Here is an 11,743-nt window from a genome sequence, read left to right as displayed (position 1 = left end):
AGGCAATCTCCATACACATCGACGACAACGGTTTGCGGTCGAGAAACGGAGAGAAAACATGAAAATTGTCGTCATCGGGTGCACCGGCCTCATCGGAACGATGCTTGTCGAGGACCTGCGCAAGCGCGGCCATGACGTGCTCGCAGCCGCCCCTGACACCGGCGACAACGCCAGCACCCGCGAGGGTTTGGCCAAAGCGCTCGACGGTGCCGAGGTCGTCGTCGATGCGGCGAACGCGCCAGTATGGGAAGACAAGGCGGCCATCGAGTTGCTCGAGACATCGGGCCGCAACCTGCTGGCTGCGGGCGCTGCCGCCGGCGTACGCCACCATGTGGCCCTGTCGATCGTTGGTAGCGAACGGCTTACCGACTGCGGCAATTTCCGGGCGAAGGTCGTGCAGGAGGGCCTCATCAAGGCATCCGGCATTCCATACACCATCGTGCGTGCGACGCAGTTCTACGAGTCTGTCGGTGACATTGCCCAGTCGGTTGCCCGGCTGGCCACCTTAGGCAAGGAGATTCGCTTGTCGCCGGCGCTGATCCAGCCGATCGCGTCAGCGGACGTGGCAGCGGCGCTTGCCGAGGTCGCAGTCGCGCCGCCGGTCAACGGCACGGTCGAAGTCGCCGGTCCGGAGGCGATGCCACTGGACGAACTGGTCAGGCGCTTCCTGCGGGCGACGCAGGATACGCGCAAGGTCGTGCCGGACATCCACGCGCGCTACTTCGGTGGCCTCCTCTCGGATCGAACGCTCACGCCCGGGGAGAACCCCCGCATCGGCGCGATCCGGTTCGAGGACTGGCTCGATCGCTACAAGGCTCAGTCCTGCTTCGCCATGCAGTCCTCTCTTTTGGCGACTGCCGCTGCGGACAACTCGGACGCGCTTGCATCGAGTTTCGCGACGAGCTATCCCGGAGTCGTCGCCTTCATCGCCGTTGTGGCCGAAGGCGGCTTTTGCAAGGCTGCTGACCGGCTCGGGATCACTCGTTCTGCGGTCAGCCGCGTCATCCAGAAACTGGAGGCGCAGGTCGGCTTGCGTCTGTTGAGTCGGACGACGCGCAGCATTTCGCTCACGCGCGAAGGCGAGATCTTCCATGCCCGCTGCCAGCCCAGCGTCGCTCTCATCAAAGAGGCAATGGAAGACATGCGCGATCTGCGCGATGGTCCGCCGCGAGGACGCCTGCGGGTCTCCGCTTCCGTGGGCTTCGGCCGCAAAGTGGTTGCACCGCTGCTGTGGGGCTTCCAGGAGAAGTACCCCGACATCGAGATCGAGCTGCACCTAAGCTTTGTCGCGAGCGACTTCACGTCGGACCGCATCGACGTCTCGTTTCTCAACGGGCGCTTGGCCGACAGCCGGATCGTCGCAAAACAGATCGTCCCGATGCAGACTTTGGTATGCGCCTCGCCCGAGTATGCCGGAAGGCGCGGTATGCCCGAGTCGCCGGACGCGGTGATGCAGCACGACTGCATCAACGTCCGTCTGCCGTCGGGCCGCGTCTACGAATGGGAGTTCAAGGTGGAGGGGGGCACGCGCAAGCTGACTCCGCCATCGCGCCTCATGTTCAACGATGTCGGGCTAGTGCTGGAGGCCGTCCTCCAAGGCAAAGGCATCGCTCAGTTGGGCGGGTACCTGATCTGCGATCTGCTGCGCGAGGGGAAACTGGTTTACTCCATGCCACAGTACGCACCCGATGACCGCGGCCACTACATCTGCTACTTGAGTCGTCAGCATCTGCCGTCGCGTATCCGCGTGTTCGTCGATCACATGACGACAGCAATCCGGGCGCTGGACCTTCAATGCGCAGGTGCTCTTTCACCCACGCGTGATGATCGACAGGCCGCCTCGGCGCCATGGGTGCCCCTGCCGGGTCAATAGACTTGGCAGGACGACTGACAACGCGCCTTCAACGACCAGCTGCGCCGTGAGTGGACGACGGCAGGGCCATGCCTGACTGGAGGTTCTTCAGCGCCTCGGCAACTCCTGCACCATAGGCGGGATCGGCCATCGTGCAATTGCGGATATGCCGCTGCTGCACGTCCTCGCTCGCGCCGCCGAGCGAGCGCGCCGTATTGTCGAAGAGCTGCAGCTTCTGCTCGGGCGACATCAGTCGGAACAGCGCCCCGGGCTGCGAGTAGTAGTCCTCGTCCGCGCGATGGTCCCAGTGCGCGGCTGCCCCCGAGACCACCAGCGGCGGCTCCGCCAGTCGCGGGCTGTCGGCCCACTCGCCGCGGCTGTTTGGCACGATGCCGGGCAGCCCGCCCTGGTTGCCGTCCACGCGCATCGCGCCGTCGCGGTGATAGCTGTGCATCGGGCAGCGCGGGGCGTTCACCGGGATCTGGTGCGCGTTCACGCCCAGACGGTAGCGGACCGCGTCGCCGTAGCTGAAGAGCCGCCCCTGCAGCATCTTGTCCGGCGAGAAGCCAATGCCCGGCACGACGTTGGCGGGCGAGAACGCCGCCTGCTCCACATCGGCGAAGTAGTTGTCGGGGTTGCGGTTGAGTTCCAGCACACCCACCTCGATGAGTGGGTAGTCGCCGTGCGGCCAGACCTTGGTGAGGTCGAAGGGATTAAACGGGCAGACCTGCGCCTGCTGCTCGGTCATCACCTGGATGCACAACGTCCAGCGCGGGAAGTCGCCGGCATCGATTGCCTCGAGCAGGTCGCGCTGCGCGCTCTCGCGGTCGTTGGCGACGATCGTGGCGGCCTGTGCGTCGGTGAGGTTACGGATGCCTTGCCGGCTGCGCAGGTGAAACTTCACCCAGTGCCGCTCGTTGTCCTCGTTGATGAGGCTAAACGTGTGACTACCGAAACCGTGCATGTGGCGATAGCCATCGGGCAGGCCGCGATCGCTCATCACGATGGTCACCTGATGCAGCGCCTCGGGTAGCAGCGTCCAGAAGTCCCAGTTGTTCTGGGCGCTACGCAGGTTGCTGCGCGGGTCGCGCTTGACGGCGTGGTTCAGGTCGGGAAATCGCAGCGGATCACGCAGGAAGAACACGGGCGTGTTGTTGCCCACCAGGTCCCAATTGCCTTCCTCGGTATAGAACTTCACCGCGAAGCCGCGGATGTCTCGCTCGGCATCCGCCGCGCCGCGCTCGCCGGCCACCGTGGAGAAGCGCACGAAGACGTCCGTCTTCTTGCCGACGCCGGAAAAGAGCCTGGCCTTCGAGAACGCTGTGATGTCGTGCGTCACCGTGAAGTGGCCAAATGCGCCGGAGCCCTTGGCGTGCATGCGCCGCTCGGGGATCACCTCGCGGTCGAAGTGAGCGAGCTTCTCAAGCAGCCAGATGTCCTGCAACAGCGCGGGGCCGCGCGCACCGGCGGTCTCGATGTTGAAGTTGTCGACAACGGGGGCGCCGTTGGCAAAAGTGAGTTTGGTCATGGCAATGTGGGCAAGAAGAAGGGTTCAGCGGAGCGTCTTCAGGAGGGGGGGCTGGACGTCCGGAGTGGGCGTCGCGTCGATGGCCTTCACCACAAGCGTGGACCGGCCATCGACGGTGCCGACTGATTCGGACTCCATCAGGCCTGGATAAATGTCAGCAGGTCCGCGTTGATGACGTCCGCGTGCGTTGTCGGCATGCCGTGCGGAAAGCCCTTGTAGGTCTTCAGCGTGCCGTTCTTCAGCAGCTTGGCCGACAGTGGCGCGGAGTCGGCGTAGGGGACGACCTGGTCGTCGTCGCCGTGCATCACCAGCACCGGCAGTCCGATCTTCTTCAGGTCGTCGGTGAAGTCGGTCTGCGAGAACGCGACGATGCCGTCGTAGTGCGCCTTGGCGCTGCCCATCATCCCCTGGCGCCACCAGTTCTGGATGATGCCTTCCTGCGGCTTCGCGCCCGGCCGGTTGAAGCCGTAGAACGGTCCGGCGGGAATGTCGCGGTAGAACTGCGCCCGGTTCGTGGCCGTCTGCCGTTGCAGGCCGTCGAACACGTCCTTCGGCTGGCCGCCGGGATTCGACGCGGTCTTGACCATCAGCGGCGGCACGGCGTTAATGAGGCAGGCCTTCGCGGCCCGCTTCTCGCCGTGGCGAGCGAGATAGCGCACGACCTCGCCGCCGCCGGTGGAGTGCCCGACGTGGATCGCGCCCTTGAGGTCGAGATGGTTCACGACCGCGGCGAGGTCGTCGGCGTAGTGATCCATGTCGTGGCCGTTCCAGACTTGCGCCGAGCGACCATGCCCGCGCCGATCGTGCGCGACGACACGATAGCCCTTGGAGAGGAAGAACATCATCTGCGCGTCCCAATCGTCGGAGCTCAGAGGCCATCCGTGCGAGAAGACGATCGGAGTGCCATTGGAGGGACCCAAATCCTTGTAGAAGATCTGGACTCCGTCTTTGGTGGTGATATAGCTCATGGGTGGATTTCCTTCCGGAGTTTCGGCGCCATTCGGCGCAGTAGGTGCAGCGAACGCTGCGAATGGCAAAGCCACTGCTGCTGCAGTGCCTGCCCCGATGATCAACAACTGACGACGCGTGACTCTGGCGAAGCCACGCTGCATTGGCACGGGATCGATCTTCATGGGTAATAGGCCTGAGGGGAGACGCGATCAGTCTAGCCACGGTCACCTCGCCGTGCGATATGCATCACGTGCAATTCGATGTTGCAGGTGCTTCACCAATGTCGCGGCAACGCATCCAGCGCGTGCCGCTGGGTCGTTCACCGGGCTCAGCCATTCGCACGACAGGATCTTCAAATGCCGGCTCATTCTTGATGAACTCTCGCTGAACGCGATTGGTGCGTCGCGATTGACAGAACTATCCGCACCCGGCCCCTAGTTCAGGCAGGCATTTGCCTCTAGATTTCAACGCATCACGTCAGCATCGATGCATCGGCTCGAGATTCTCGCGACGTGTTCGTTGTCCACCTCAGTCCCAGGAACCAACATGATCCAACACAGCAACTACCAACAGCAGAACAACCGGCCTGGTACACCGATCCGAGCGCGCGCGCCATGCCCGTTCCCCACGATGACACTCGATCTGGAACGCACCGCCATGGTCGAGAAACACGCCTTCAGTCAGTTCATAAAGGAAACCTAATGACTCAGATTCCTACCTACGTTAAGCAGTCCAGAGAACTGTCCACGAATCGCATGGAGTTCGGCCCGCTGTTTCAGAAGATCACGATCGAAGGGCCTATTCGCGAGAACGTGTACACACGCAATACAGCTAGCAGGAACTGCCGATCCTCACCTGCCTCGTGGGGACGATCAACAACTGGAACCCCGTAAACGTTGCATCCTGCATCGCCCGGCTCGTCTGACAAGGAGTTCGGGTAGCCGCAGTGCGCTTTCCAGGCGGTGATGAAACCTGGCGGCTGTGACGACCACTCCGTCTCTTCCCGATTCTGGAAGTTGCTTTAGCGAACGTGCGCTTGGGACCCGTGACAGCGCGTCGGCCGCACCTGCTAGCGTTCCCGCGCAGCCAACCGGAGAATTACTATGTGTGAATCCTCGAAATTTCATGGCCGCCGTACCTTCTTCAAGGGCATGGCTGCCGCCGCGGCAGTAGCCTCCACGCAACTGCCCTCGCTGGCCAACTCAGCGCCCGCCGGTGGCGGTGCCAAGTACGCGGATCCGGCCAAACCGGCACTGCCCAAGACGGGCATGAAGCTTGACCTCACCCGTACTGCGTTCGTCGTGATCGATCCGCAGATTGACTTCATGAGCCCGAAGGGCAAGGCGTGGCCGGTGGTGGGCGAAAGCGTGACCGAACAGAATATGGTGCCGAACCTGGTGCGACTGTTTCAGGCGTCCAAGAAGGCCGGAATTACGATAGCGATTTCCCCCCACTACTACTATCCGCAGGACCATCGGTGGAAGTTCCAGGGTGGGGCGGAGATATTTCAGCACAACCTCGGCCTGTTCGACCGTCCGAGTGCGCTCTCGCTTGAAGGCTTCCGCGGGTCAGGCTCGGACTTCCTTCCGGAGTTCAAACCGTACATCGAGGATGACAAGACAATCATTTGCTCGCCGCACAAGCTCTATGGCCCCCAGGTCAACGACCTGAAGCTCCAACTGGGCAAGCAGCGCGTGGAGCAGGTCATTCTGGCGGGCATGCTGGCCAACCTGTGCGTGGAGTCGCATCTGCGCGATCTGCTCGAGAATGGCTTCGAGGTGGCAGTCGTGCGTGACGCCGTAGCGGGACCGAAGCTGCCGGAAGGCGATGGCTATGGCGCTGCGCTAGTCAATTATCGCTTCATCGCCGATGGAGTCTGGACCACAGACGATACGGTAAAGATGCTGGAAGGTAAGTCGGTCTGAAGCATTCCCAGCCTTGGCGCCCCCGGTCATGGATGTCGGGGGTGCACGATCTGAGCATAAAGCGCAGGCATATTTTCGTGGCCACCTCGATTGCACATCGAGTTCCCACGCAACCAAACGGGCGACATCATGCAAGACCTGATCGAAGGCTTCCTGAAGTTCCAGCGCGAAGAGTTTTGCAGAAGTCCAGCGTGCCCCTTCGCGCATCATCACATGAAACTTGACGCCGCTACCTTCCGAAAACTGCGTCGCCTGGCTCCTGTCCTCGATGACGTGCTTAATGCCGGCGAAGTCGAGCACGCGGACCAGGCTGTGAATCTCGCTGCCCTGGCGGCCCTGTGCTCACAGCTGTTTGACGCATATCGAGGCAGTTCGGTAACCGCCTGATCGTCAACGACGATGTCTTCGCATGGGAAGACCTGCGGCAAAGCGCGGCCGTGTTCGGTCCGGGCGAGTTGGGTGAGGCGCAGTCGCGCCTTGGCGTGCCGGTGCGCTGTTTTCGCGAGCACTAGCACGAGCACGAGCGTGCGCGATGCGCAGCTTCCAGCGTCACCATCTCGAATGCGCTTATCCAGTTGCCGGTGCTCATCCTCGCGGCACCGTTTCAGCGGAGGGCAGGATCGATTTCGGCACTGCTCAATCCGAATCCCGCCATGCGCGCGCGATGCTCCGGCGAGCCCAGATACGAGCGCAGCTGCCGGTTGACCGCATCGAGCAACGCGCTGTTTTGTCGATTGAACGAGAAGGCACCCAACGGCGGCCGGTGGTGTATTCGATCCGCTAGCGGTTCGTGCGCGACGGCCTCGAGTAATGCGCCGTCCATCCGCTTCGCCACGATCCGAAGTCCGAGCGCAGTACTCGCGTACGCGTCGACCGTGCCGGCGCGCACCGCCTCGATCGCATCGGCTTGCCGGTCGAACAGGGTGATCTGATGCTCGCTCACGCCCGCGGCTTTCGCCGAGTCGTGCTGTACCTGTCCGGTAATGATGCCAAGACGTGCATCGGGACGCGCGGCAAGCGACGCATAGCGGGTGAGTTGCTTCGGGTTTCCGGCACGTACGAGAAAGCCGTCCGCGATTCCCCACACGGGTACGCTGAACGCGACCATCGCGGCGCGTTCCGGCGTAACGAAGAGCGGAACGTTCATGTCCCAGCGGCCTGCGGCGACACCGGGCAGCAGTTCACTGAACGTCGTCAGGTGATGTTCGATCCGCGTGACGCCGATCGCCCGAAGGATCTCGCCGGCGAGATCGATGTCGGCACCGGTTGCCGTGCCATCCGGTTCCGTCCATCCAAATGGCGGTTCGTCGAGGTATGCAATCGTTACCTTCATCGCTTCTTCTCGCGAGCAGGGACGGCCGCCGAATCGGGAGCCGATTGCCGACGATTCTAATACTTCGCTCGCAGGACAGGGCCGGCCGCAGCCGGCCCCCATCATGCGACTACCTGGGCCGCTCTCAACCCGCCACGTTCCGATTCGCTTCGATCACGGTCAACGCCGTCATGTTCACGATCCGTCGCACGGTCGCGCTCGACGTGAGGATGTTCACCGGCGCATTGACCCCCAGCAGGAACGGCCCGACCGCGACGTTGCTGCCGGCCTCCGTCTTGAGCAGGTTGTAAGCGATGTTCCCCGCATCGACGTTCGGGCACACGAGCAGGTTCGCCGCGCCCTTCAGCGGCGACATCGGCAGCAGCCGCGCGCGCAGCGCCTCATCGAGCGCACAGTCGCCATGCATCTCGCCATCGGCTTCGATATCCGGCGCGTGCGCGCGGATGATCTCGAGCGCCTTGCGCATCTTCACGCCCGACGCCGCGCTGCCCGAGCCGAAGTTCGACCGCGACAGCAGCGCAGCCTTCGGCGTGAGGTTCAGCCATTCCATCTGCCGCGCGGCCGCGATCGTGAATTCCGCGATCTGCTCGGCATCCGGATTGTCGTTCACGTGCGTATCCACGAGCGCGACCGTCCGCTGATTGAGCAGCAGGATATTCATCGCCGCGTAGGTCGATGCATCGGGCTTCTTGCCGATCACTTCATCGACGAAGCGCAGGTGATTGTGATATTCGCCAACCGTCCCGCAGATCATCCCGTCCGCATCGCCGAGCCGCACCATCATCGCGCCGATCAGCGTCAGGCGCCGGCGCATTTCGACGCGCGCCATTTCCTTCGAGATGCCGTCGCGGCAGCGCAGTTCCCAATACGTGGTCCAGTATTGCGGGAAGCGCTCGTCGTATTCAGGATTGGTCACCTCGACATCCTGGCCGAGACGCAGGCGCAGGCCGAACCGCTCGATCCGCGCGAGCAGCACCTCCGGACGGCCGACCAGGATCGGGCGCGCGAGCTTCTCGTCGACGATCACCTGCACCGCGCGGAGCACACGCTCGTCCTCGCCTTCGGTGAACACGATGCGTGCCTTGCCGCCGTCGCGCACGAGCTGGCGCGCGGTCGCGAACAGCGGCTTCATGAACGCGCCGGAGTGGTAGACGAACTGCTGCAGCTGCTCGACATACGCGTCGAGATCCGCGAGCGGGCGCGTCGCCACGCCGCCTTCGATCGCCGCCTTGGCCACGGCCGGTGCGATACGCACGATCAGGCGCGGATCGAACGGCTTCGGAATCAGGTATTGCGGACCGAACGACACTTCATCGCCGCCGTATGCCGCGGCGACGATATCGTTCTGCTCTTCCTGCGCGAGGCCGGCGATCGCGTGAACCGCGGCGATTTCCATTTCGCGGGTGATCGTCGTCGCGCCCACATCCAGCGCGCCGCGGAAGATGTACGGGAAGCAGAGAACGTTATTGACCTGGTTCGGGAAATCCGAGCGGCCGGTCGCGATCACGACGTCGTCGCGCGTCGCATGCGCGAGTTCGGGGAAGATCTCCGGCGTCGGGTTGGCGAGCGCGAGAATCAGCGGACGCGCGGCCATCGCCTTCAGCATTTCCGGCTTCAGGATGCCGCCGACCGACAACCCGAGGAACACGTCCGCGTCGCCGATCACTTCGGACAGCGTGCGCGCATCGGTTTCCTGCGCGAAGCGTTCCTTGGCCGGATCCATCAGCGTGGTGCGGCCGCGATAGACGACGCCTTCGATATCCGTTGCCCAGATGTTCGCGACCGGCAGCCCGAGGTCGACGAGCAGGTCCAGGCAGGCCAGCGCCGCCGCGCCGGCGCCCGACGTCACGACCTTCACTTCCTTGATCGACTTCCCGACCACCTTCAGCCCGTTGATGAACGCGGCGGCGACGGTGATGGCGGTGCCGTGCTGGTCGTCGTGAAAGACGGGAATCTTCATGCGCTCGCGCAGCTTGCGCTCGACGGTGAAGCACTCCGGCGCCTTGATGTCCTCGAGGTTGATCCCGCCGAAGGTGGGCTCGAGGCCGGCGATGATGTCGACGAGCTTGTCCGGGTCGGTCTCGTTGATCTCGATGTCGAACACGTCGATTCCCGCGAACTTCTTGAACAGCACGGCCTTGCCTTCCATGACCGGCTTGGACGCGAGTGCGCCGATGTTGCCCAGACCCAGCACGGCGGTGCCGTTGGTGATGACGCCCACCAGATTCCCGCGGCTCGTGAAGCGGTGCGCGTTCAGCGGCTCGGCGGCGATCGACTCACAGACGCTGGCGACGCCGGGCGTGTAGGCGAGCGCGAGATCGCGCTGCGTCACGAGCGGCTTGCTGGCGACGACGGAGATCTTCCCAGGGGTCGGAAACTCGTGATAGTCGTACGCGGCCTGCTGCTGGGTCTCTGTCTGTTTCATGTTTTTTGGTCCGGGCGTGCGCGCCAGGCCAGTCCCGACGCGATCCATGGAGGTGATTCTAGGGATCAGCCATAAGGAGATGATTCTGTTTTAATATCGGTCCATCACTTTTTCATGATGGTGTGGCGGTTCGGCAATGACATTCGACGCGAACGACGTGGTCAGGCGGCTTGGCGCGCGCCTGAAGATGCGGCACCTGATGCTGTTGCTGCAGATCCAGCAGCACGGGTCGCTGACGCGCGTCGCGGAGCACATGGCCAGCAGCCAGCCCGCCGTGACGAACGCGCTGTCCGAGCTGGAAAGCATGTTCGGCACGCCGCTGTTCGAGCGCTCGTCGCGCGGCATGCGGCCGACCGCGCTCGGTTCGGTCGTGCTCGAACGCGCCAAGGCGATGCTGAGGGATCTCGACCATCTCGCCCGCGAGATGGAGGCGGTCGCCGCCGGCCATGCGGCGCACCTGCATATCGGCGTGATTCCGTTTATTTCGGGCCAGATGCTGTCGGCGGCGCTCAAGCGGCTGCAATCCCGGATGGAACGGCGCCTGACCGTGACGATCCACGAAGGCACCAGCGATCAGCTGCTGTTGCAGCTCAAGGACCACAGCGTCGACCTCGTGATCGGGCGGGCGTCGTCGGCGATCGATCTGGGGCAGGTCTCCTTCGAAGTCCTGTACCAGCAGCAGCCGCGGATGATCGCGAGCCGGCGCCTCGCCGCGAAACTGGCCCGCTCGAAGCTCGACTGGGAGAAGCTGCACGCGCTGGACTGGATTCTCGGCGCGCCCCACACGCCGATGCGGGAGCAGGTGACCGACCTGTTTCTGTCGGCGGGCATCGCGCCACCCGTGCCGATCGTCGAAAGCTACTCGTCGAAGCTGATCGGCGAAATGATCGCGTCGAGCGACGACGCGGTGTCGATCGTGCCGGCCGATATCGCGGAAGAAATGGTGCGCATCGCCGGCGTGGCGATCGTGCCTTACTCGCTGGTCTGGACGCTGCCGCCCATCGCGCTGTTTACCCGCGCCGCCGAATCGCATGCGCCGACGCGGGATGTGCTCGTCCAGGCGCTGCGCGAGATCTGCAGGGAAACCTACGTCGAAGTGCCGCGATAAGCCTTCGGGTGCCGGCCGGTACGCGCGCGGCCGGCAACCGCGTCATCCCCGGTTTTGATCGTCCGCCGATGACATGGCGTGCTCCGGCAGGCGCGTTGCAATTGCATGGATCGTCATCGTCAATTGCGTCGTCACCCATCACTGGATCGTCACGACGCATGGCCGGCAACAGAGACGGCAAGTCCGATGCTGGCATGACTCGATTCCGTCATTAAGAAACGAGCGGCATGGGTGAATTTCCAAATAGTGGTTGTTCATCGCATGGTGCTTGTCCTACCCTCATAATCGGTCCACAACGAAGGAAGGCTCGCGGCGGCCGCGTACCGTATCGATTCCATCGTCTTTGTCGCTTGTTCCGTCGCCGTTCGGCGGATTATCAACGTCAGACGCGTGCATGTCGATTCGTATGGTGTGCGTTGCACCATCGCTGCCGTGATGGCATGGGTTGCCGGCCAACGCATCGGACGGTCGAGACACGGAGAGGCGGGCTTGATTTTGCGACTCAAACATTTCGCATGGCTGATCGTGGCCACCGCACCGGCGGCCGCGTTCGCGCAGACGAGCGTGACGCTGTACGGCCGGATCGACGGCGGCGTCGAATACCTGAACCACATCGCGACG

Annotated in this window: 10 protein-coding genes; 6 read left to right on the top strand and 4 right to left on the bottom strand. The window is 63.5% G+C overall.

What is annotated here, in order from left to right:
* The first annotated feature begins 58 nt into the window (after positions 1 to 58).
* Entirely contained in the window at positions 59 to 1,873 is a 1,815-nt protein-coding gene (locus U4Y91_RS31805; RefSeq protein WP_321808374.1) for a LysR substrate-binding domain-containing protein, read from the top strand.
* Positions 1,874 to 1,901: 28 nt separating this feature from the next.
* On the opposite strand, the gene U4Y91_RS31800 is transcribed toward U4Y91_RS31805, so the two are convergent.
* Entirely contained in the window at positions 1,902 to 3,380 is a 1,479-nt protein-coding gene (locus tag U4Y91_RS31800) for a catalase (protein WP_321808373.1), read from the bottom strand.
* Between the two features lie 137 nt (positions 3,381 to 3,517).
* On the bottom strand, positions 3,518 to 4,348 hold the full coding sequence (locus U4Y91_RS31795; RefSeq protein WP_321808372.1) for an alpha/beta hydrolase: 831 nt from the start codon (positions 4,346 to 4,348) through the stop codon (positions 3,518 to 3,520).
* Positions 4,349 to 4,877: 529 nt separating this feature from the next.
* On the opposite strand from U4Y91_RS31795, the gene U4Y91_RS31790 reads away from it, so the two are divergent.
* The 3 genes from U4Y91_RS31790 (at position 4,878) to U4Y91_RS31780 (ending at position 6,643) form a co-directional block, all read left to right on the top strand.
* Positions 4,878 to 5,033: a hypothetical protein gene (locus tag U4Y91_RS31790; RefSeq protein WP_321808371.1), complete on the top strand. Its 156-nt coding sequence runs from the start codon at positions 4,878 to 4,880 to the stop codon at positions 5,031 to 5,033.
* A 401-nt stretch (positions 5,034 to 5,434) separates the two neighbouring features.
* Positions 5,435 to 6,256: a cysteine hydrolase gene (locus tag U4Y91_RS31785; RefSeq protein ID WP_082088705.1), complete on the top strand. Its 822-nt coding sequence runs from the start codon at positions 5,435 to 5,437 to the stop codon at positions 6,254 to 6,256.
* A gap of 129 nt (positions 6,257 to 6,385) precedes the next feature.
* Entirely contained in the window at positions 6,386 to 6,643 is a 258-nt protein-coding gene (locus U4Y91_RS31780) for a hypothetical protein (RefSeq protein ID WP_321808370.1), read from the top strand.
* A 217-nt stretch (positions 6,644 to 6,860) separates the two neighbouring features.
* Here U4Y91_RS31780 and U4Y91_RS31775 read toward each other — a convergent pair whose 3' ends face one another.
* The gene (locus U4Y91_RS31775) at positions 6,861 to 7,589 is read right to left on the bottom strand and encodes a transporter substrate-binding domain-containing protein (protein WP_321808477.1); all 729 of its coding nucleotides are present in this window, start codon (positions 7,587 to 7,589) and stop codon (positions 6,861 to 6,863) included.
* Positions 7,590 to 7,713: 124 nt separating this feature from the next.
* Complete coding sequence (locus tag U4Y91_RS31770; protein ID WP_124521810.1) at positions 7,714 to 10,014, bottom strand: NADP-dependent malic enzyme; 2,301 nt, start codon at positions 10,012 to 10,014, stop codon at positions 7,714 to 7,716.
* A gap of 136 nt (positions 10,015 to 10,150) precedes the next feature.
* On the opposite strand from U4Y91_RS31770, the gene U4Y91_RS31765 reads away from it, so the two are divergent.
* Together U4Y91_RS31765 and U4Y91_RS31760 are read left to right on the top strand one after the other, a co-directional pair.
* Positions 10,151 to 11,122, top strand: coding sequence for a LysR substrate-binding domain-containing protein (locus U4Y91_RS31765; protein ID WP_321808369.1), 972 nt, complete (start codon positions 10,151 to 10,153; stop codon positions 11,120 to 11,122).
* 495 nt (positions 11,123 to 11,617) lie between these two features.
* Positions 11,618 to 11,743 (top strand): porin (locus tag U4Y91_RS31760; protein ID WP_321808476.1); only part of this gene is annotated, 126 nt, incomplete at its 3' end.

It is taken from the genome of Burkholderia sp. BCC1993 (assembly GCF_905339865.1).
Lineage (GTDB): Bacteria > Pseudomonadota > Gammaproteobacteria > Burkholderiales > Burkholderiaceae > Burkholderia.
Note: the sequence above shows the minus strand (reverse complement) of the source record. Positions and strands in the feature narration are given on the sequence as shown.

Coding starts and splice junctions, on each gene's coding strand:
- U4Y91_RS31805 (WP_321808374.1), top strand. CDS start 59: ATGAAAATTGTCGTCATCGGGTGCACCGGCCTCATCGGAACGATGCTT.
- U4Y91_RS31800 (WP_321808373.1), bottom strand. CDS start 3,380: ATGACCAAACTCACTTTTGCCAACGGCGCCCCCGTTGTCGACAACTTC.
- U4Y91_RS31795 (WP_321808372.1), bottom strand. CDS start 4,348: ATGAGCTATATCACCACCAAAGACGGAGTCCAGATCTTCTACAAGGAT.
- U4Y91_RS31790 (WP_321808371.1), top strand. CDS start 4,878: ATGATCCAACACAGCAACTACCAACAGCAGAACAACCGGCCTGGTACA.
- U4Y91_RS31785 (WP_082088705.1), top strand. CDS start 5,435: ATGTGTGAATCCTCGAAATTTCATGGCCGCCGTACCTTCTTCAAGGGC.
- U4Y91_RS31780 (WP_321808370.1), top strand. CDS start 6,386: ATGCAAGACCTGATCGAAGGCTTCCTGAAGTTCCAGCGCGAAGAGTTT.
- U4Y91_RS31775 (WP_321808477.1), bottom strand. CDS start 7,589: ATGAAGGTAACGATTGCATACCTCGACGAACCGCCATTTGGATGGACG.
- U4Y91_RS31770 (WP_124521810.1), bottom strand. CDS start 10,014: ATGAAACAGACAGAGACCCAGCAGCAGGCCGCGTACGACTATCACGAG.
- U4Y91_RS31765 (WP_321808369.1), top strand. CDS start 10,151: ATGACATTCGACGCGAACGACGTGGTCAGGCGGCTTGGCGCGCGCCTG.